General features: G+C 60.9%; 19 protein-coding genes and 1 pseudogene. 14 read left to right on the top strand and 6 right to left on the bottom strand.

Annotated elements, in window-relative coordinates:
* Window positions 1-124: 124 nt before the first annotated feature.
* Window positions 125-258, bottom strand: a pseudogene (locus HRU82_03050) (hemagglutinin).
* Between the two features lie 912 nt (window positions 259-1,170).
* On the opposite strand from HRU82_03050, the gene HRU82_03045 reads away from it, so the two are divergent.
* The gene (locus tag HRU82_03045; protein QOJ33986.1) at window positions 1,171-2,193 is read left to right on the top strand and encodes a hypothetical protein; all 1,023 of its coding nucleotides are present in this window, start codon (window positions 1,171-1,173) and stop codon (window positions 2,191-2,193) included.
* Window positions 2,194-2,209: 16 nt separating this feature from the next.
* Here HRU82_03045 and HRU82_03040 read toward each other — a convergent pair whose 3' ends face one another.
* Genes HRU82_03040 through glgC form a run of 3 tightly spaced genes read right to left on the bottom strand, consistent with a single transcriptional unit; the run spans window position 2,210 to window position 6,383 of the window.
* Window positions 2,210-3,283 (bottom strand): DEAD/DEAH box helicase, encoded by a 1,074-nt coding sequence (locus HRU82_03040; protein ID QOJ33985.1) that lies wholly within the window; start codon window positions 3,281-3,283, stop codon window positions 2,210-2,212.
* A 24-nt stretch (window positions 3,284-3,307) separates the two neighbouring features.
* Window positions 3,308-5,170 carry a hypothetical protein gene (locus HRU82_03035; GenBank protein ID QOJ33984.1) on the bottom strand — a complete coding sequence of 621 codons (1,863 nt, stop codon included), beginning with the start codon at window positions 5,168-5,170 and terminating at the stop codon, window positions 3,308-3,310.
* Window positions 5,145-6,383, bottom strand: coding sequence for a glucose-1-phosphate adenylyltransferase (glgC, locus tag HRU82_03030; GenBank protein ID QOJ33983.1), 1,239 nt, complete (start codon window positions 6,381-6,383; stop codon window positions 5,145-5,147). Before glgC ends, HRU82_03035 begins: the two co-directional genes overlap by 26 nt.
* Before the next feature lie 135 nt (window positions 6,384-6,518).
* On the opposite strand from glgC, the gene HRU82_03025 reads away from it, so the two are divergent.
* The 13 genes from HRU82_03025 (at window position 6,519) to HRU82_02965 (ending at window position 20,135) form a co-directional block, all read left to right on the top strand.
* Window positions 6,519-6,797 carry a hypothetical protein gene (locus HRU82_03025; protein ID QOJ33982.1) on the top strand — a complete coding sequence of 93 codons (279 nt, stop codon included), beginning with the start codon at window positions 6,519-6,521 and terminating at the stop codon, window positions 6,795-6,797.
* Between the two features lie 40 nt (window positions 6,798-6,837).
* Window positions 6,838-7,974, top strand: a complete 1,137-nt coding sequence (locus HRU82_03020; protein QOJ33981.1) for an ABC transporter ATP-binding protein — start codon at window positions 6,838-6,840, stop codon at window positions 7,972-7,974.
* Window positions 7,975-8,063: 89 nt separating this feature from the next.
* The gene (locus HRU82_03015) at window positions 8,064-8,867 is read left to right on the top strand and encodes an ABC transporter permease (protein QOJ37094.1); all 804 of its coding nucleotides are present in this window, start codon (window positions 8,064-8,066) and stop codon (window positions 8,865-8,867) included.
* Window positions 8,864-9,637 carry an ABC transporter permease gene (locus HRU82_03010; protein QOJ33980.1) on the top strand — a complete coding sequence of 258 codons (774 nt, stop codon included), beginning with the start codon at window positions 8,864-8,866 and terminating at the stop codon, window positions 9,635-9,637. Before HRU82_03015 ends, HRU82_03010 begins: the two co-directional genes overlap by 4 nt.
* Complete coding sequence (locus HRU82_03005; GenBank protein ID QOJ33979.1) at window positions 9,638-10,708, top strand: spermidine/putrescine ABC transporter substrate-binding protein; 1,071 nt, start codon at window positions 9,638-9,640, stop codon at window positions 10,706-10,708.
* A gap of 166 nt (window positions 10,709-10,874) precedes the next feature.
* A complete protein-coding gene (locus tag HRU82_03000; GenBank protein QOJ33978.1) occupies window positions 10,875-12,155 on the top strand; it encodes a TolC family protein in 1,281 nt (426 codons plus the stop codon).
* A complete protein-coding gene (locus HRU82_02995) occupies window positions 12,152-13,297 on the top strand; it encodes an efflux RND transporter periplasmic adaptor subunit (GenBank protein ID QOJ33977.1) in 1,146 nt (381 codons plus the stop codon). The genes HRU82_03000 and HRU82_02995 overlap by 4 nt, the downstream gene beginning before the upstream one ends.
* A gap of 30 nt (window positions 13,298-13,327) precedes the next feature.
* The gene (locus HRU82_02990) at window positions 13,328-16,432 is read left to right on the top strand and encodes an efflux RND transporter permease subunit (GenBank protein QOJ33976.1); all 3,105 of its coding nucleotides are present in this window, start codon (window positions 13,328-13,330) and stop codon (window positions 16,430-16,432) included.
* 31 nt (window positions 16,433-16,463) lie between these two features.
* A complete protein-coding gene (locus HRU82_02985) occupies window positions 16,464-17,267 on the top strand; it encodes a HEAT repeat domain-containing protein (GenBank protein QOJ37093.1) in 804 nt (267 codons plus the stop codon).
* 98 nt (window positions 17,268-17,365) lie between these two features.
* On the top strand, window positions 17,366-17,896 hold the full coding sequence (gene def, locus HRU82_02980) for a peptide deformylase (GenBank protein QOJ33975.1): 531 nt from the start codon (window positions 17,366-17,368) through the stop codon (window positions 17,894-17,896).
* Between the two features lie 68 nt (window positions 17,897-17,964).
* Window positions 17,965-19,644, top strand: coding sequence for an ABC transporter ATP-binding protein (locus HRU82_02975; protein QOJ37092.1), 1,680 nt, complete (start codon window positions 17,965-17,967; stop codon window positions 19,642-19,644).
* A gap of 41 nt (window positions 19,645-19,685) precedes the next feature.
* Window positions 19,686-19,880, top strand: a complete 195-nt coding sequence (locus HRU82_02970; protein QOJ33974.1) for a hypothetical protein — start codon at window positions 19,686-19,688, stop codon at window positions 19,878-19,880.
* A gap of 45 nt (window positions 19,881-19,925) precedes the next feature.
* The gene (locus HRU82_02965; protein QOJ33973.1) at window positions 19,926-20,135 is read left to right on the top strand and encodes a hypothetical protein; all 210 of its coding nucleotides are present in this window, start codon (window positions 19,926-19,928) and stop codon (window positions 20,133-20,135) included.
* Between the two features lie 9 nt (window positions 20,136-20,144).
* Here the strand turns inward: HRU82_02965 and HRU82_02960 are convergent, their stop codons facing one another.
* Together HRU82_02960 and HRU82_02955 are read right to left on the bottom strand one after the other, a co-directional pair.
* Window positions 20,145-20,474, bottom strand: a complete 330-nt coding sequence (locus HRU82_02960) for a hypothetical protein (protein ID QOJ33972.1) — start codon at window positions 20,472-20,474, stop codon at window positions 20,145-20,147.
* A gap of 94 nt (window positions 20,475-20,568) precedes the next feature.
* On the bottom strand, window positions 20,569-21,081 hold the full coding sequence (locus tag HRU82_02955) for a M67 family metallopeptidase (protein ID QOJ33971.1): 513 nt from the start codon (window positions 21,079-21,081) through the stop codon (window positions 20,569-20,571).
* Window position 21,082: the final 1 nt, after the last annotated feature.

Genomic DNA, 21,082 nt, shown 5'->3' with positions numbered 1-21,082 from the left:
TCTGTGTCGTGCTGGACTTTTGCAGGTTGAAGACGCCGGAGGCCATGCTCCCTTTAGGGGCAGACAGGGATAGGGCCGCGGGGAATGCCTGTAGCAAGGAACTCAAGGAACCGCTAGGCGGGGGGGGCGGTGGCGTTGTCGAAGGAGGCGGTGGTGGCGGAGTGGTAGATGGCGGAGGCGGGGGAGGCGTTGTGGATGGGGGCGGCGGCGTGCTCCCGCCGGCTGTGACGGTGGCGGTGACCGGAATGCGCCATGTGGTCGAAATGCCTGGTCCGGATTGCCCGATGTAAATGGTACCGGAATAGGTTCCGACACCCAGACCCATTTGCCCCGCATTGACGGTGACCGTGAGTTGGTCGGTTTCAGTCGAAATGGTCTGGGTGCTGCCGTAGGGCGGGTTCAGCCAGATCCATGATTGATTTGCGCTGATGAAATAGGAGTGCTGCGCGGTATCCGACTTCTTCAGGCTCATCGTGCTGCTGGCCGTCCCCCCTTGCGGGACGGTGATCGAGACGGAACTTGGGGTGAATTGAAGGTTTTGCGTCAGGGCCGGTGTTGCGTCTATCAGAGGCACGATGCACAGGAGCAATAAGATGACGGTAGTGGACGCGGTTTTTCGGGAAGCGAGGGTCCGCGGGTTGAATGTCGGCAGATGGGGTAGGCGGTTCATCGAGCAAGCTCCTTAAGGGTAATGTTGCAAAGAAAAACAGGAAGCACCGGTTTCTCGCAATGGCCGTGCCAGAGCAAGTCACTTCGCTGTTGTTCTTAATGAGTTGTCGGGAGTCGCTCAGCGGAATTCGGTGAGGGGCCCCGTCAGGATGAACGTCAGGGGCGAACGTAGCGGAAGTGGACAGAATAGGCAAGTAAAAATTTTTCGCAGGTCTGGTACATTGGCGTGACTCACCCAGGTAGGAAGGCTCTGTCTACGTGTTGGTTCTCGTAGTGGAGTGGAACAGACGGGGCTAACTATCGCAACATGAAACGTCTATCATTGAAACACTCGACTGGTTGCGGGGCAGATCCATTGCAGCTGTGCGGCAAGATTTACCCACCGGAGAAAGTTGTTGACCACTATCGACGGGTAAGGTATCAGTGTGCGCGCTGCGGCCCGGCCTCTACGTAGTTGCGACGAAGGGCCGGCGACGGAGGCCCAAGGAGGAGTCAACCTATATGATCGCATGGCGAACCCTGTTCTGCATCGGTCTGCTCTGTTCCCACGCGGCCCTGGCGGCCGCCGAAGTTGCGCCCGCCCAGATGTCGGGCATTGCCGGTGTCGACGTGCGCCTCTCCGGCTGGTTCAGCCAGGGACAAACCACCTGGAGCCATAACGCGTCCGGATTGGACGCCAATCTCGGCAACCCCAGTTCAAGGTTGAAATACAAGGATGCCGGAACCAACGTCGCCGAGATTACGGGCCGAGTCCTGCTCAAGAATAAAATGTTCCTCCGCGGTTCCTTTGGATACGGAGTGATCGGCGGAGGGCGTCTGACGGACGATGATTTCTTGAGTGCACAGGGCGCGGCGGCACAGGGGGCTACTGTCAGCGGGGAACACCGGTTTTCACGGACCTTCAGCGACCTCGACGGGAACAGGCTCTGGTACCTCAACGGCGACATCGGCGTGACGACTCATACGTTCAAGGAGAACCGAGGCTCGTTGGCCATGTTTGTCGGATTGCAATACTGGCGTGAGCGCCATGTGGCGGCGGGTGTCACGCAGGCGGAATGCACGACGGCGGCATCGCCCAACCCGGCCTTTCGCTGTTCTCCCGTGGGGACGGTTTCCTTTCGTAACCAGGCGGTCATTACCAACAGCATGTCGCTGTTCTCGGGACGGATCGGCGGCGAAGTGGAATACAAACTCGATCCCCGCATCACCTTCGAGGCCAAAGTGGCCCTACTCCTCTCCTATCTGAACAACGAGGATGTTCACCACCTACGGACGGACTTGGCGCAGGATCCGAGTTTCCGGATGACTGGGTTTGGGATCGGCACCAACACCGACGTGGGGCTGCGCGTGAGGATTTGGGATCGACTCTACCTGTCAGGGGGGTACCGGGTTTGGTGGAATCGGGTCGTCTTGGGCGACCAGTGGAAGATCTATGGGGCGGACGGGTCGACGAGCACCGCATCGCTCACCGAGTTCCAAACCCTCCGGCATGGCCCGACCGTTGGCCTGACCTATACGTTCTAGATCCGGGCTGTCGTGCTCAGCGCGAGCGGGACGAGCCGGTTTCTTCCTCGTATTCCGCGAAGAGCCGTTTGGCTTCGGGGTGCAGGAGGTAGGGTTGGCCGTAGGGGATTCCGGCGGTGCGAAAGAGCGGGGTCAGCTTCTCATTCGGGTGGAGGTACCCGGCCCGGAGCGGCACAGAACGCTTCGTATGGCGGATGAGCGTGCAGGGCGTCGGCCGAATGGCGGTCAACCAGTCCGCAATGTCCTGCGGGTTACCGATCGAGGCCGAAAGCAGCAGCAGCCGTGCCTGTGCCGGGCAGAAAATCAAGGTCTCTTCCCACACCACACCCCGTTCCGGATCCGCCAGGTATTGTGATTCGTCCATGATCACCAAGCCCAGCGTGTCGAGTCGGACATCAATTTCCCCGCCCGCCGCGTCGTAGAGCAGATTGCGCAAGATCTCCGTGGTCATGATCAGCAGCGGCGCCTGCGCGTTCTCGCGTCGGTCGCCTGTTAGAATCCCGACCTGGCTCGGCCCGAAGAGACGGGAAAACTCGGTAAATTTTGTGTTCGACAGGGCCTTCAGGGGCGACGTGTAAATGACCGTGCGGTTCTCGCGCATGGCCCGGGTGGTGGCTTCGATGGCCACGTACGTTTTTCCGCTTCCCGTCGGTACGCTCACTACCACATCTGTTTCAGCCAACCGTGCCAGCGCTTCGACTTGCCACGCGTCGGGCACGAAGGGCTGCGGGGGGGGCACGCCGATGCCGGACAGCCATTCGTGGAGCGATACCGGGGGCTCATGGTGGTGTCCATGGTCGTCGGTTTTGTGGGGTCGAGGTTGTCCAGCAGGGGTGGTCCGCTGAGGGGCGGCTGGAGCCGGCGGACGTTTCTCCGGCGGCGAGGTCCTTCGTCTTGTTGCCTGTTCCTCGATCAAAGCCGTGAGATCAGACTCCAGAGCCGGGCGGTTCTCCGGCGTGGCGCGGAGCAGGAGCTCCACGAGTTTCCGTTTGCCAGAGCGAAAATGCCGGCTGATGCGCCCGCGTGCCAGGCGATGCAACAGGGAGACAGGTTGCTCGAGCAGCAGCCGTTCGAGTTCTTCCGTCGTCATGCTACCTCAAGATCGGTCGTAGGTTCATGGAAGTTCCTCCAAGACGCCGCGGCGCATGGCGGCGATCGCCTGTTCTGCGCTGTCGGCCAAGGACGGATGCGTGGCCTTCAAGGTCTTCAGTTGCGAGAGAAATTCAATCGTGCGGGCAAAAAGCCGAAACATGTCGCCTTCCGCCATCGTCGTGAGCCGCGCAAGTCCGATCCAGGTCAGGCTTTGGTCTGCGACCCAGCGTTCCGTTAGGGCCGCCACGTCGGCGCGGAGCATAGGCGGGTCTTCATGGGGGCTGAGGCTTTCCGCCAACCGGCGGACCTGAAAGAGCAGGGTGACCAGCCCGCTGCTCCCGCGTGGAAAGGAGCCCGGGCGGTCGTCGTCGTGGGCGATGCTGGCCATCACGGCGGCGAGCAAAGGAGGGTCGATGGCGCTGAACGCTTCGGCGCGAATCAGTTCCGTGATGAGGAGCGAATGGTCGATCCGGATCAACCGCGCCCATTCACCGTCGGCGGTGAGGTGCGCCGTCGCGTTCAGATACCCGAACTTCTCCAGCACGTCCATGCGTTCCTGGAACCGGTGCCACAAACTAGTCTGAAGGGCCTGGATGGACTTGGTGTGCCGCTGAATCTCCTGCCGTACCTTCGAGGCGCGGAGAAAATCCCGTTGGCAGGCTTGGCGCGAGGGACAGGACGGGCAGGGAAAATCTCCCAAGGTTTGCACGATGGAACTGTCGAGTGCCGGCTCTTCATGGGCCTGAATAAGGATCGGCAGGATGGGAAGCCGCGGAGGCAGTTCCGCCAATTGGTGCGTCAGCTGCTCCAGGCTGTCCGGCGTGCACCAGGGATAGGATGAGATTTCTTCGCATTCAAACGTGCGGTCGAAGACCTGGGTCACGATCGTGGCGGGACATTCGCTCAAGGAGCCGCCTTCGCGCAGCAGGGTGACCATCGGCGCATGCTGCCCCTTGCTCCGGTATTGCCGGAGGATGATGCCTCGCCCGCGGACTAACCCGACGACGCGTCCCGGCGTAAGAAAATGGAGACGCGCGGCGACGTCCGGCGCTTCTTGCCTGTCGATGGGCCCTCGCGGCTTTTTGCGCTTCCGCGCGTGGTCGAACACCTGCCACTGCGTAATCCAATCGGAACAGACGCGAGGTCCGAACGGCTCCATCTCGGCGCGTAAGGTATCAAGTTTTGTTTCGAGCACGGCGGTTCGCTGATTCAATTGAAACTGGGCGAAACTCTTGCCCAGGATCGATTGGATGTGCTCCCGCGGGTGGGCCTTCAGCAGATTCAACACCATCGGGTAGGTGATGACGAACTGGCTGTGGATCGCTTCCGGCTGGCCGGTCAGGCCTTTCGTCAGGACGGTGAGGTCGATGTAGGGCGATGGGGTGATGACGGCGAACCCGACCAGGTCCTTGCCGCGCCGCCCGGCCCGTCCGGCCAGTTGCTGAATCTCGCTGGCGGTGAGGTCGGTGAAGTCGCGGGCTTTCCGGATGCTGGATTGCGTCACGACGACCGTGCGGGCTGGAAAGTCGACGCCGGCGGCAAGCGTCGTGGTGGCGAAGACGGCATCCAGGCAGCCGCTGCGCATCAGTTCCTCGACGGCGATTTTCCAAGACGGCAAGTGCCCGGCATGGTGCGCGGCGACCCCGATCCGCTGCACCGTTTCGATCAGCGGATGCTCGGCGATGCTGGGAAATTGGGTGATGACCTGGGTGAGCACGCCGGCGATCTGGTTCTGCCGCACCTTGGGCAGCATGACCTGGCTCCGCTCGAACGATTGCATCGCTTCATCGCAAGCCCGTCTCGATGTGAGAAAGATAATCGCCGGAGTGAGGTTCTTCTGACGGAGGGTCGCGACCAGGTCAACCGGATGGATCGATGGCGGCATGCAGTTTCATTCCCTTTGAAATGACGACCAGTCCGGAGTCGGTGACTTTGAATCGTTGGCGGTCTGCGGCGGGATCGAAGCCAATCACCGTTTTGGGCGGGATCACAACGTCTTTATCGATGATCGCTCGGCGGATTTTGGCACGTTCGCCGATCACGACGTTCTCCATGACCACGGATTCACGCACATCGGCATGGTCATGGACCCGCACATGGGGTGACAGCACCGAATTCTGCACCCGTCCGCCGGAAATGATGCAGCCGCCGCAGATGATGGAGTCCAGCGCCACTCCCATACGCCCGCCTTGGAAGTCTTGGGCGAAGACAAATTTGGCGGGCGGAAACTGCCCTTGGTACGTGCGAATCGGCCAGGCCTTGTCGTAGAGATTGAATAGGGGATCCACCGCCACCAGATCCATATTGGCTTCCCAGTAGGCGTCCAATGTCCCGATATCGCGCCAGTACTTTACCGCCTTCTTGTTCTCATCCTGGAACTTGAAGGCGTACACGCGATTCTCTTTGATCATGCGCGGGATGATATTCCGGCCGAAATCGTGTTTCGTGCCCTCCTTCGCATCGCGGATGAGCTGTTCGCGGACCATCTCGGTGCGGAAGAGATAGATGCCCATCGAGACGTACGCATGAGTCGGGTCGCCCGGAATCGCCATGGGTTCGGCGGGCTTTTCGTCGAACCGCAGGATGCGGTGGTCTTCGTCCACGCCGATGACGCCGAACCGGTTCGCCTCGGCCAGGGGCGTTTCGATCGCGCCCACCACGGCGTCGGCTTGTTTTTCCTGCATCAGGTTGTACATGTCGGCGTAATTCATCTTATAGATGTGATCGCCGGCCAGGACGAGCAGGTATTCGGGTTGATCGGGATCGAGCAGGAACAGATTCTGGAAGACAGCGTCGGCGGTGCCGCGGTACCAATCCTCGCTGATGCGCTGTTGGGGCGGCACGGAGGTGATGTATTCACCCAACTCTGCGTTGAGGATGTTCCAGCCGATGCGGATATGTCGATCGAGCGAGTGCGACTTGTATTGGATGAGGACCGCGATCTGCCGCAACCCGGAGTTCAAACAATTGCTGAGCGTGAAATCGATGATGCGATATTTACCGCCGAAGGGGACGGCGGGTTTGGCGCGCTGATCCGTGAGGGGATACAACCGTTCGCCCTTGCCGCCGGCGAGAACCATCGTGAAGATCTTGGGCATAGAGAGCCCGATTGTAACAGGACGATCGGCGAATGGAAAGGACGCAGAATCGTTGACTTCACCTCCGAGTCGGACGATACTACGATCCGACGCCGGTTCCCGGCACCTCGTCGGGCCGAAGCCAAAGGAGCGGACATGAAAAAACAGAATGCCCTGCCGGAGGTCATCAAGCCCGGATTTCCCACCGCAAACCCGATGAAGGAAATGGTCTGGCGGTTGGAGCGGTTGGAGCGGCAAGTGCAGCGTCTCTCCGAACTGGTGCGCAACCATGCCGAGGACAACGACCGGTTGGTCCGGATCGTAGCGGAAGATCGCGATGTGATCCGGCGGGAATTGTTGCGCAAGCACGAACATCGGGTGCGGGTGCGAAAACATTTGCGGGATGTCAGCTCCAAGTCCGGCGTCAACCCTTGATCCCTCTGCCTCTTCGTCCGGGCGCTGAACACAGGTCGTAATGGCGACCCAGGTCGACCCCTCCTCGCTTCTCCCTTCGTCCTTCCGACTCGATGCCCCTTCCGCTATTGATGTCCGCGGAGTCGTCCGCCGCCATGGGGGCGTGACGGCCGTCGATCAGGTCAGTTTTCAGGTACGGCGCGGCGAATTCTTTTCCATCCTGGGTCCGAGCGGCGCGGGAAAGACCTCTGTCCTGCGGATATTGGCGGGCTTCGAAGATCCGGACGAGGGCGACGTGCTGATCGAAGGCCGCTCCATGCGCGGCGTACCGCCCAATCGTCGGCCTGTGAATCTCGTCTTTCAATCCTACGCGCTTTTTCCCCACCTGACGGTGTTCGAGAACGTGGCGTTCGGGTTGAAAATGCGCGGGCTTCCGACGTCGGCGATCGCTGCGCAGGTGCGGCAGGCGCTGGATCTGGTCAAACTGACCGGCAAGGATGCACGCATGCCGACACAACTGTCCGGCGGGGAGCAGCAACGGGTCGCATTGGCCCGTGCGTTGGTCAACAAGCCGGCGGTCGTCCTGTTGGATGAACCCTTGTCGGCTCTCGATCAACAGCTGCGGCAACACATGCAGTTGGAGCTCAAGGCCATTCAAGAGCGCGCAGGCTTGACCTGCGTCTGCGTCACGCATCACCAAGAGGAGGCGATGATGATGTCCGACCGAATCGCGGTGATGCATCAGGGGCGGCTGTGGCAGGTAGGCAGTCCTCGGGAGGTGTATGCGCAGCCGTGCAACCTCTTCGTGTCGCGGTTTCTCGGTGTCTCGAATGAATTGCCGGGAAAGGTGGTGATTCAGGACCGGGCAGGAAGTTTCTTGTATCCGAATGAGGGGCAGCCCCCGGTGCCGATTCGCTCGTTGGTCGATACGGAGGCCGGCTGCGCGGCGATCCTCTCGCTGCGGCCGGAACAACTCAGGCTGACGCGTGAACGTCCCGTGACGCCGGATCCCTGCTTGCCCGCCACGATCGAGAAGACTCTGTTCGCCGGAGGAGGCACTAAGTACCTGGTGCGTGTGGGGCCCGGTCGCCCGTGGGAGGTTACATGCACGTCGACCCCCGGGGGCGATGCGTTCCAATTTGGTGAAGCGGTCTTCGTACAGTGGCGCCTCGCTGACGGACGGCTCTTCTTCGAATAACGATGCGCATGAGCGAGCAATCGGCGGCCCCCTCGACCTCGCGGCCTTCCTGCGTGCGGTGCCGGCTCGCGATTCCCGGTCTCCTCTGGATGGGCCTGTTTTTCCTGTTGCCGCTGGTTCTCGTGTTGGCCATCAGCTTTGCGTCGCGTGGCACCTACGGCGGTATCCTCTGGGAATTCACCTGGGCGAATTACCTCGATCTGCTCCATCCGCTCTATGGAAAGATCTTCGCCCAGTCGCTTTGGTACGCCGGGCTCACGACCCTGCTGTGCCTAGTGCTGGGGTTTCCGCTCGCCTATGCCATTGCGCGCAGTGCTCCGCGGTGGCAGCCGGTGTGGTTGCTGCTGGTAATGTTACCGCTCTGGACGAACTTCCTGGCGCGCACCTATGCCTGGATGATCCTGCTGCGGCAGGACGGCCTGGTCAACCGATGGTTGTCGGCCATCGGCTTCACGGACGGCCCCTTGGAGTTGCTCTATACGCCGTCCGCCGTCGTGATCGGGCTCGTTTACGGATATCTGCCCTTTATGGTGCTCCCATTGTACGTGGCCATCGAGCGGTTGGACCCGCTGCTGGTCGACGCAGCCTGGGATCTCTACGCATCGCGATGGGCGATCCTGATCCGCGTGATACTTCCGCTGGTCAAGCCGGGCATCGTGGCGGGCTGTATACTGGTGTTCATTCCGTCGATCGGCGCCTTCATTACGCCCGATCTCCTGGGCGGCGCCAAGAGCATGATGATCGGCAATCTCATCCAGCATGAATACCTCGTCGTGCGAGATTGGCCCTTGGGCTCCGCCGTCTCCTTCGTTCTCATGGGTTTGGTCCTGCTGGCGGTGGCGCTCTACTACCGCAATGGGCCCGGCGAGCCCGGCCGCCGGGAGGAACGATGAGGCGCGGCATGGTGGGGCTGAACCTGGTGGGAGCTGCGGTCCTGGCGTTTCTCTACGTCCCCATCGCGATCTTGGTGCTCTACTCCTTCAATGCGGCGCAACTGTCGACGAGCTGGCGAGGGGCGACGCTCAAGTGGTATGCGACGCTCTTCCGCGACGAGGCGCTGTTGGCAGCCACGGCGAACAGCCTGGTGATTGCGGCCATTTCCACGGTCGGAGCGGTGCTGCTGGGAGGCCTGCTGGCGTTGGGGATGGAGGCGATGCCCAACCGTCGGCAGCAGCTCATTGAAGGTGGTCTGGTGCTGCCCCTCGTGATTCCGGAAGTCATGCTGGGCGTGGCGCTGATGTTGTTCTTTGTCATGGTGCAGGTGCCCCTCGGCCTCACGACCGTGATTGTCGGCCATGTGGCGTTCAACATTCCTTTGGTGACGATCATGGTCAGGACACGCCTGAGAAAGCTCGATCCGCTGTTACGCGAGGCGGCGGCTGATTTAGGCGCCGGTCCCTGGCAGGTCTTTTGGCATGTCACCCTGCCGCTGCTGCGGCCGGCCTTGTGGGGGGCCATGCTCGTGGCCTTCACCGTTTCGCTGGACGATTTCCTGGTGACGTTTTTCACCGCCGGCCCCGGCGCCACGACGCTGCCCCTGAAGGTCTATTCCATGATCAAAGCGGGCGTCACGCCCGAGATCAATGCCCTGTCCTCGTTGCTGTTGATCGTTTCGATGGGCTGTGTGGGCCTGTCGCTGTACCTCCAGCGTCGTGAGGTCTGAATGGGGTCCGCTCTGCGCAGGAACAGCCCTTTCGTTCTGCTCCTGGTAGCGTGCTTCTGCGGGTTGGCCGCCTGCGGTCGGGCTGGAGAAGGGGCGTCAGGCGAAGGCCGGCCGGTACTGCATTACTTCACCTGGTCGGACTATGTGGGGCCGGAGATCATTCGCGAGTTCGAGCGGCGTGAGCAGGCTAAGGTGGTCGTCGACACGTTCAGCAGTAATGAAGAACTACTCGCCAAGCTGCAAAGCGGCGCGACGGGGTACGACGTCGCCGTGCCGTCGGACTTCATGGTGGCCATCATGATGCAACAGGGTCTTCTCAGCGAACTGGACAGGACGCAGTTGCCCAACGCGGCCGATCTCGAACCGCACCTGCGCGCGCCTCACTTTGACCCCGAGGGGCAGTACTCGGTGCCCTACCTTTGGGGGACGGTGGGCATTGGGTACGACTCGGCCGTGATCACCACGCCGCCCGACAGTTGGTCGGTCCTGTGGGATCCTCGTTACCGCGGCCGGATCAGCATGTTGAACGATCAGCGGGAGGTGTTCGGCGCGGTCTTGCGCGCGATGGGCCGGTCGATGAACAGCACCGATCCCAAGGAGATCGAGGCGGCCAAGGAATCATTGTTGCGGCAGAAGCCCTTGGTGAAGACCTATACCAGCGACCACTACGACCAGCTGCTCGCCTCCGGGGAGGTGATACTGGCGCATGGGTGGGGGGGGCCGGTGGCTCGGGCCATGGTGGAACGGCCGTCGTTGCGCTACGTCGTGCCAAAGGAAGGGGCGACGATTTGGGCCGACTGCCTGGTGGTGCTCCGGTCGGCGCCCCACAAGGAACTCGCGATGCGGTTCGTCAACTTCCTCATGGATCCCGAGATCTCGGCGCGCACGTCCGAGCGGCTCCGCTTCGCCACGGCCTCCCGCCGGGCCAGGGAGCGAGTGAGCCGGGAGATCAGAGAGAACACGGCCATTTATCCGCCGGTGGAGGAGTTGGGCCGGCTGGAGTGGATGCGCGATGTGGGCCGGGCGATTCGGCTGTACGACCGAGCCTGGACCGAATTGAAAATGCAGTGAGGCAGTAGGGGCGGTTTCGTGCGTACTTTATTTCAAATATCCGGCAGAATCAGTATAATTAACCGATCTGTCCTCGTTTCTTCGATCTTCCTGCACAATGTGTGACGACATGCTCCGTGACAGAGGCCGTCTGTGGGTATGCCTGTTGAGATCATCCAGCGTTCGCGTGGTGCTCGTGTTGTGCACCGTCTTGATCCTCGGTCGGACGGCGATCGAGAGCGCAGCTGCAGTGGAGAGCACCGCGCCTGCCTTGCCATCTCCGGTCATTCGGCTGAGCCTCTCCGAGGCGGTGGCGTTGTTTCTGAGGCAAAATCTCGACCTCCTGATCGCGAAGTACGGCATCGAATCCAGCAAGGGGCAGCAAATTACCGCCAGGCTGTTCCCGAACCCGGTGATGCAGATCGGCAACGTCGCCTCGTTCACCCAAGGCAATACGTTGGCCAAAACAGGCGCCCTGACGGCTCAAGCGCAACAGCTGTTCGAGCTGGCCGGTAAACGCGGATACCGCATCGAAAGCGCTGGGTTCGGACTCCAGTCCGCGGAGGCCGATTTCGAGGATGCCGTGCGGCAGTTGGGCTTCACCCTCAAAGACTCGTACTATCGTGTCCTCGTGGCCCAGCGCCGGCTGGCCTTGGCCGAAGAGAATCGGGACCGCTTCGCGCGCATCCTGGATGTGAATACCATCCGTTTCAAGAAGGGATACATCGCCGAAGTCGATCTCATCAGGATCCGACTGCAGATGGTCGACTTCCAGTCGCAGGTGATCGAGGCCATCCAGGAAGGGGAGTCGGCCAGAGCGGACCTGCGCCAGCTGCTGAGGCTGACGCCGGCGTCCAAGTTGGAATTGACCACCGAGATGGACTACCGCCGGGTGGACCCTGATTTCGCGAGGCTGCGGTCGGTCGCCTTGGATATTCGTCCCGACATCAGGGGGCGCCGCGCCAACCTCTCTCAACGTGAAGCGGACCTCAAGTTGGCCAAGGCCTATCGGGTGCCGGATGTCACGATTGGAGCCGGGTATGCGGTGCAGGGCTCGCGGGGCCCGGATAACCAGCAGATGGCTATCTTGAACCTCGGGGTGCCGCTCCCGCTCTTCAACCGCAACCAAGGCGGGATCGTGCAGGCCGAGGTGGGGGTACAGTCGGCGCAGGCGGAGTTGGATCGAACGGTCAACCAGGTGGAAAATCAGGTGGAGGTGGCCTATCGTAATCTGCTTCAAAGTCGCCGGCTGGTCGAGGCGTATCTGGCCGGCGTCTTGGACGATGCCCGGTCGACTTTCACGATTGTGGAACGTGCCTACGAGCGGGGCGGCGCCACGATTCTGGATCTGCTTGATGCGGCCCGGACCTCGCGCATGATCCAACAGAATTTTATCGAGGCGTTGTTTACGTACCAGCATAATCTGTTTCAGTTGGAAAGTTCTGTCGGGCAGGAGATTGCCTCGTGATCGGCACGACAAGGTGCCTCCTGTGGTTCACCTGTGGCCTGCTCCTGAGCGCCTGCAGCCAGACGCAGGAACCGGCCGCGCCTGCGCCTTCGACGGCCGCGAGCCCGGCTCAACCTGATACGGCGCCGGCTCCAGGGCAAATCGAGACGGCGGTGGTGAGCTACAAGCCGGTGCAGCCGGAACTCGTGTTGGTCGGCAAGATCGCCTACGGCGAAGATCGCTATTCGAAGATTTCGTCGCCCTTGCAAGGACGGGTGGTCGAAGTGCGGGCCAAGTTGGGGGATCGGGTGCAAGCCGGGGCCACGTTGCTCGTCATCGACAGTCCCGACATCACAGCGGCCTACTCGGAATTCGTGAAGGAAGCGTCGGAGCTGGAATACTCGACCCGGGCGCAGGAACTGGCCAAAGAGTTGTATGCGACGAAAGCCCTCGCGCTCAAGGACCTCAAGCAGGCCGAGAATGATTTGATCAAGGCACGAGCCGAGTTCCGACGAGCCAAGGAGCGCCTGTTATCGTTGCGGATTCCCGCTGCCGAATTAGAAAAACCCCTGGCGCAACAGCGGATCACGTCCCGATTTGAAATGAAAAGTCCGCTCACGGGGACCGTGGTCGAACGGATGGTGACGCCGGGACAGTCCGTGGGCAGCGATGCCAGCCAGGTGTTGTTCACGGTGGCGGATCTGGATCGCTTGCAGGTCGTGGCGGACGTATACGAACGGGACTTGGCGCTAGTCAAGGTCAGCCAGGTCGGCCGCATCAACGTCGAGGCCTACCCCGGAACGGATTTCGCCTCAGTCGTCGCGTCGATCGGGGATGTGGTCGATCCGAACACGCGGACGATCAAGGTCCGCGCCTGGGTCGATAACCAGGATCAACGGCTGAAACCCGAGATGTTCGCGCGGTTACGCCTGGACATCGGCGATGCCACACCCTTCCTGACCATTCCTAAGGAGGCGGTCGTGGAGATCGACGGGAAACATTTCGTCTATGTGGTGGAAGCGCCAGACCGGTACGCGAAACGAGAGGTCATGGTGTCCAACGTGTCGAGCGATCAGGTCCGCATCCTCGAAGGCCTCACCTCAGGCCAGCGCATCGTGATTAAAGGCGCCGTGCTCGTGAAGGGCCAGGAGGTGAAGGGGTGAATCGATGAGCAGGAGAGGTCCTTCCGGACGATGATCGTTCGAATCGTCGAACTCTCCCTGGTACAGCGCTTTCTGATCTGTGCCCTCGGCTTCAGTCTCCTGTTCGGTGGGCTCTACGCTTTCCAGCAGCTCGACATCGTGGCCTATCCAGATCCGTCGCCCCCGATGGTCGAGGTGATCACGCAGTTTCCGGGGTGGTCGGCTGAAGAAATCGAGCGCCAAATCACCATTCCCATCGAAGTCGCACTGAACGGCATTCCCGGCCTCACCGATATCCGCTCCCTCTCCATCTTCGGTTTGAGCGACATCAAGGTCTACTTCGACTTCGACACGCAATATTTCTTCGACCGGCAGGAAGTCGTGAACCGACTGGCGACCATCACCTTGCCGCAGAATGTGCAACCGACCCTCTCGCCTTGGTGGGCGATCGCGGAGATCTATCGGTACCAGCTGGCAGGCGACGGCAAGACCAGCCTGACCGATCTCAAGACGATTCAGGATTGGCAGGTACGACGGGAATTCCGGCGGGTGCCCGGCATCATCGACGTGACCGCGTTCGGCGGGACGACCAGGGAGTACCACGTCGATATCGATCCGGGGAAGTTGATCAGTTACGAAGTCAGCCTGGCGCAGGTCATGGAGGCCTTGACCAACAGCAACGCCAACGTCGGCGGCAACTACCTCACGGTGGGGGCGCAGAACTACAACATCCGCGGGCTCGGACTCATCAACGGACTCGAAGACATCGAGAACGTCATGGTGGCGGAGAAGGAGGGCACGCCGATCTTCGTCAAGACGTTGGGGACCGTGTCGGTCGGCCACCGGGTGCGGTTGGGCAAGGTCGGCATCGACGACGAGGACGACGTGGTCGAAGGGGTGGTGCTCCTGCAGCGGGGGTACAAGGCGCTTTCGGTCTTGGACCAGGTGCGGGAGAAGGTCGAGGAGTTGAACAAGTGGAAGTTGCCCGAAGGGGTGAAGATCAAGACCTTCTACGACCGCACCGCGTTGATCCACACCACGGTGGAAACCGTGACCGACATCTTGATCAGCGGCATGGTCTTGGTGTTTGTGATCCTCTTTGTGTTTCTCGGACACCTGCGCGCGTCGATCATCGTGGCGCTCACGATTCCGATGTCGCTGCTCTTCACCTTCACGATGATGGTGCTGATCGGCCAGTCCGCCAACCTGATTTCGCTCGGCGCCATCGACTTCGGGATCATCGTGGATGCGACCTTGGTCATGGTAGAGAGCATCTTCTTTCACCTCGCGCATGAGCGGCGGATCGGCGTGACCGTACCCCAGCAGATCGTGCGCGCCGCCCGCCAGGTCGGGCAGCCGATTTTCTTTTCGACGGCCATCATCGTGGTGGCGTTCATTCCGCTCTTCACGATGACGGGCGTGCCGGGGAAGATCTTTGCGCCCATGTCGATCACCTACGGCTTTGCGCTGTTCGGCGCGTTGCTCATGGCCGTATCGCTGGCACCGGTCCTTTGTTCGTTACTGCTGACGGGAGTCGTTCGAGAACGAGACACGGCCTTCGTCAGCGTGATCCGCCGGACCTACCTGGCCGTCTTGCGCTGGGCCTTGAACCATAACAAGATGGTCATCGGCGCATCGTTGGTGCTGCTGGTGACGGCGTTCGGCGCGCTGCAGTTCCTCGGCGGTGAATTCATGCCGGCCCTGGAGGAAGGCAACTTGTGGGTGCGGGCCACGATGCCGGTGGACATTTCGTTCGACGAGGCGGCACGGCTGACGGGAGAGATTCGCCAGCTGTTCCGGAAGTCGCCTGAAGTGGTTACCATCGTCTCGCAACTCGGTCGCCCGGATGACGGGACCGATCCCACCAGCTTCTTCAACGCCGAATTCCTGGCCAACTTGAAGCCCCGGAAAGACTGGCGGCCAGGACTGGACAAAGACGGGCTCGTGGAGGAAATCGAGTCGCGGCTCAAGGGGATTCCAGGCGTCATCTTCAACTTTTCCCAGGTCATTCAAGACAACGTCGAAGAGGCTATGTCGGGGGTCAAGGGCGAGAACTCCATCAAGTTGTTCGGCACGGACTTGAAGACGATGGAGGCGAAGGCGGTCGAGATCGAGTCGGTGATGAAGGGCGTGCGGGGCGTGAAGGACCTGGGCGTCTTTCGGCTGGTGGGCCAGCCCAACCTCTTGATTCAGGTCGATCGCGAGGCGAGTGCCCGCTACGGGCTGCGCGTTTCGGACGTGAATGCCGTGGTGCAGGCGGCGGTGGGCGGGCAAGGGGTGACGCAGGTCTTCGAGGGCGAACGGTTGTTCGACCTGGTGGTTCGGTTTCTGCCGGAGTTTCGGCGGGACGCCGAGGCGATCGGCAACATTCTCGTGAACACCCCCAATGGCGCCCGTATCCCGCTGAAGCAGGTGGCGACGATCAAAACCCACACCGGCGCCTTCATCATCTACCGGGAAAACAACGAACGGTACATCCCGATCAAGTTCAGCGTCCGCGACCGCGATTTGGAAAGCACCGTGCAAGAAGCGCAGAAGAAGATGCAGGCGCAGGTCACGTTACCGGAGCGGTATCGGCTCGAATGGGCCGGTCAATACGACCAGTTGACCAGCGAGCAGAAGCGACTGACCATGATCGTCCCGGTCAGCCTGGTGATCATCCTCTTTCTCCTCTACACGACGTTCAACTCCGTCACCAACGCGCTGCTGGTGCTGGTGACCGTGCCGTTCGCCCTCATCGGGGGCATCTTTTCGCTCGTCTTGACCGGGACCAACTTCAGCATTTCCGCCGCCGTGGGCGTGATCTCGACGCTGGGAGTAGCGATTCTTGGCGGAGTCCTGTTAATCTCACGTATCGAGGACTTGCGGCGGGGCGGTGCCGACCTACGGGACGCGATTCTGAAGGGGGCCGACGTGCAGATGCGGCCGATCTTGATGGCGACCCTGGCGGCGGCCATCGGGCTCTTGCCGGCCGCCCTCGCGACGGGAATCGGTTCGCAGGCCCAAAAGCCCTTGGCCAGAGTGGTGGTAGGCGGGATGCTCACCGCGGCGGTGTTGATCCTTGTGGTGCTGCCGGTTCTGTACGAGGTGGTCCATCGACGGCGGGCGGTCGAGCGTTCGCCGGAGGGTGAGGACGGACCGACGGTCCAACAATGAAGCAGAGGAGTTCGAGAGGAAGGTCATGATCATGGCGCGATGGCAACAAGGGGTGATCGGTCGGGCGGTGTGGTGTGGGTTGGCGCTCATGGGATTGGTCGGCAGTCTGCTGGGACAGGCTTGGGCGGAGGCGGGCGTGTGGCCGGTGCAGATGCCCTACGAGGCGCCTCCAAAATCCGAACCCGTACCGGATGTGTCGGTCGCTCCGAATACCAAGGCCTTGACGCCGGAAGAATTGCAGCGCGCCGAAGCACTCCTGCCGCTGTTGGAGGGCAGGCAGGAATTTTGGGCCATGGGCGAGTTTGTCCATCTGGGCGATTCCGTGTTGCCGGTCGTGACGAAGGCGCTCACGATGCCGGGCTCCAGAATCCGCTACAACGCCATTGAGACCCTCTCGATGATGAAGTCACCTGCCGCGGTGCCCGCTTTGCTGGAGAGGGCAAAACAGGCTGATGAAATTCCGCGGATTCGGGAGCATGCGCTGCGGGTGGCCGTGCGGTTGGATCCGCTGCAGGTCGCGAGTACGATCGGCGTGTTGGTGAAGGACGGCAACCCGACGATTCGAAAGGCCGCGGCCTTCGAGGCGCGGTATATCCGTCACAAAGACGTGGTGCAGCCGCTCATCGATTTGGTGGCGGATGAGGAGCGGTATGTGGCCCTGTCCGCCGTGCAATCCCTCTGGCTCTTGACCAGGCACGAAACGGATTCCCATGATTGGGACGCCTCCAACAAACAGGATCGGCAGGCCTGGGCCCAAGAGTGGGCGGAATGGTGGAATGTCTCGAAGGACAGCTTTGAACTGCCGGAATCCAGGGTGCGCAAGCGGCCCTCCTGAGGCCTGGTGCGTTGCGCCGGTTCTAGAGGCCGTGGTAGGTACAATAGTAGACCGTGGAGCCGCTATGGCTCACTGCGGGATCACATAAAGGGTGTACGATGGCGATACTCAAAATAACGAAGCTGGGTAATCCGATTCTCCGGCAACAGTCGTCGCCGGTGAATCCAAGCGAGATAAAAAAACCGGCCTTTCAACAATTGATCGATGACATGTTTGAAACCATGTACGACGAGCCAGGGATCGGCTTGGCCGCTCCGCAGGTGGGGCGCTCCATTCAACTCGTGGTCATGGACTGTCCCGGCGAGGGAGGCTTTCCGCAGACGGTGCTGATCAATCCGACCATCGTGTTTTACGGCCCGACTCAGGTGGAGAATTGGGAGGGGTGTTTAAGTGTCGACGGTCTGCGCGGCAAGGTCACCAGGCCTTCCACCGTACGGGTGACGGGACTGGACCGCCACGGCAACCAGCTGGATTTCGAGGCGGGTGGGCTCTATGCCGTCTGCATTCAGCATGAACTCGATCACCTCATCGGGAAGGTCTTCCTGGATCGCATGAGCGATTTCTCCACCCTGACCCAGATGGAGGAGTTTCAGAAGTATTGGCAAAAGGAACCGGCCAGCGTCATCTGATCCATCCGCGTCGCCGAATCGTTGTGAACTCTCTTCTGCGCGTCCTGTCTTACCTCAAGCCGTTCCGGCTGCTGGCGGTGGTGACGTTCGTCTGCGCCGGGCTTGCCACGGCGCTGGAATTGGTGCCGCCCTACCTCGTGAAGGTCGTCATCGACGATGTCATTCAGGCCAAACAGCCGGACCTGCTGCCTTGGGTCTTGACGGCTCTGCTCGGGGCGTATGTCCTGCGCAATCTCGCCAGTTCCATGCGGGTGCGGTTCAACAACAATCTGGAACAAAAGGCGGTCCACGCCCTCCGCATGCAGGTGTTCGGGGCGCTCCAACGCCTCTCGTTGAGTTACTTCGAAAATCGCTCCACCGGCGAGATCATGACGCGCGTCACCAGCGATACGGAGCATGTCGAACGGATCTTCGTGGATGGGCTGGAGGGGTTGCTTACCGCTTCCTTGACCCTGATCGGCATTACGATCATGCTGTTTACGCTGAACTGGAAGTTGGCGCTGCTCTCCCTCTTGCCGATCCCGATTTTGGCGGCCTGTGCTGTCTGGTTTACCAGACGCGTCCATGCGTACTACCATCAAATCCGCAAGAGTGTGGCCGACCTGAACGCCTATCTGCAGGATGCGCTGTCCGGCATCAAGGAAACCATCGGATTCAATCAACATGCCTATGAGCGGCAGCGGTTCGAGACCCTCAGCCAGGCCTACAGCCAGAACAGTCTGAAGGCCATGTATCTCTGGTCCTGGTACTGGCCAGGGATGGTGTTCGCGGGGAGCACTGGGACGGTGCTCATCCTCTGGTACGGAGCCGGCGAAGTGCTGACCGGTCAGCTGACCGTCGGGCAACTCGTGATGTTTCTCTCCTACCTCACGCTGTTTTACACGCCGATCAATGAGATCCATTCCTTGAACCACATGTTGCAGCACGCCCTGGCGGCGAGCGACCGGGTTTTTGAAATTATCGATACGAAACCTGACGTCGAGGAGCGACCCGGTGCGGTCCGTCCGGTCGAGCGGCTACGGGGAGTGGTGGAATATCGCCATGTGACGTTCGGCTATCGGCCCGACGCCCTCGTGTTGAACGAGGTGAATCTCTCCGTTCAGCCGGGCGAACGGATCGCTTTGGTCGGCCCGAGCGGCGCCGGCAAGACGTCGATGCTGAAGTTGCTGATGCGTTTCTACGATGTGCGAAGCGGGGCCCTGTTGGTGGACGGGCAGGATGTGCGTGACCTGCCGCTGGCCTTTCTTCGGAATCAGATCGGTCTGGTGCAGCAGGAACCCTTTCTCTTCAACGGCACGGTGCGGCAAAATATCCTGTACAGCGACCTGTCGGCGGGGCACGAGCGGGTCGAAGCGGCGGCTCGAGCCGCGCGCGCACACGAGTTCATTTCGCGTCTTCCCGATGGGTACGACACCTGGATCGGCGAACGCGGAGTCAAATTGTCGGTCGGTCAGAAACAGCGGGTGTCGATCGCGCGTGTGCTCTTGCGGGACCCTCCCATCGTGATCTTCGACGAGGCCACCTCCAACATCGATACGGAAACGGAGGTGAAGATCCGCGAGGCGCTGAATGATCTGACCAAGGGGCGCACCACGTTCATCATCGCACATCGTTTAGCGACGTTACACGACGTGGACCGCATCGTCGTGGTGGAGCATGGAACCATCGTCGAAGAGGGTGTGCATGATGCCCTCATGCGCCGGGGCGGGGTCTATGCGGGGCTTTATGAGGCGCAGTTCAAGATATAACCGATCGGCCTGGTTGGCTCCTGTTAGGAAGGAACGATGTCATGGTGCTGGTGTACGAACATGATCCATTGGATACCGAAGATGCACGCGGCCGGTTTTACCATGTGTGCCGCGGACGGCTGCTGAAAAACGAGTTGACCATTCCCCAGCCGGACCAGCCTTATGAATGTCCGGACTGCGGCATCGACTTGGAGACCGAAGACTTCTGGGTGGCTCGGCAAAAGGGATCGGTGTAGCGCGGCTGTGCGCACCGAAGAATGATAGAGGAAAGGGAATCCATCATGGCGGGGAGTGCAGGTCGGAAAACAGTGTCCGTCTCGCGCGGACTGATGATGTTGTGCGACATCTGTTACGAGCAGGTGTTTGCCGAAAACCTGGTCGATGCGCGGAACTTCGTATCCGACCACGAATCGCTGTTCGATACCATTTGCATGGGCTGCACCGATATCAACCGTCCTCTCGTCGACGACATGCTGGGGAGTTCGGAATAGCGATCGCTGCTATTTACAGGTCTTTCCGTCGAAGTTGAGGCAGGTCGACTCGCCGGATTTGATCTTCCAACTCTTCAAGAGCGGCGGCTGTCCTTCGCGCTCCACCACCACGATATCGGCCAATCCTGAGATCGGCAGCTTTTCCAGGTGCGGGCGCGCCTCCTCCGGCACCTCGACCCAAAAGACCGAGCCCAAGGTCGAGATCAGGATCCGGTTGTTGTCGAAATCCACGTAGATGATGGGGCTGTAGTAACTTTTTTCTCCGGCGGTGGCTTGCGGAGGAGTGGCGATGATGGGGCCGAACAGCATGAAGACGCAAAAGAGGAGTACGAATCGCATCGAACGCTCCCTTCGATGAGAGGTCAAAGCCGGATTATGGCATCGTCGTGGGTCGATTGGTAGGGGAGCGACGACAAATTCTCGGGCAGCGCGACTAGATGATGCGCACATCGGCCGGTCGAACCTGGCCGCCGGTGATCCAATAGGTGCGAATGTCTGCGGCGGGGCTGTGCATGAGCGACACGAGCAGGTAGGCGGGCACCGGGAGATTGATCCGACTCCAGACCTCTTCGTAGTCCGTGGCGATTTTGATGTCGGTGTGTGACGGCCTGGCCGGGTCCTTGGGGTGAGAGTGGTAGACGACCTGGAGATCCAGTCCGTTCTTGCGAATGTCTTTTTTGGCGGCGGAAAAATCCTCCATGTCCATGACGAACGCGATCTCCGCCCGCTCTTCCGGCGACAGCCGTTCGAGGTGCGCGATCTTGTTGTCATCGAAGGTGGAGAGCTTTTCGGCGCCCTCCATGGCGACGATGTTCTTGATGCGGTAGAGGCGGGTGACCGTCTTGTCGGTGCCGGCCAGCAGCCCGCAACATTCGAACGGCGCCAATTCGCGCGCGTGGGCCACGATCTCATCCAGGATGTGTCGGGGAATCGAGAGGTCAGGCATG

The sequence above is a fragment of the Nitrospira sp. genome (assembly GCA_015709715.1).
Taxonomy (GTDB): domain Bacteria; phylum Nitrospirota; class Nitrospiria; order Nitrospirales; family Nitrospiraceae; genus Nitrospira_A.
The sequence above is the reverse complement of the archived record's forward strand: the minus strand, read 5'-3'. Positions and strand labels throughout refer to the sequence as shown.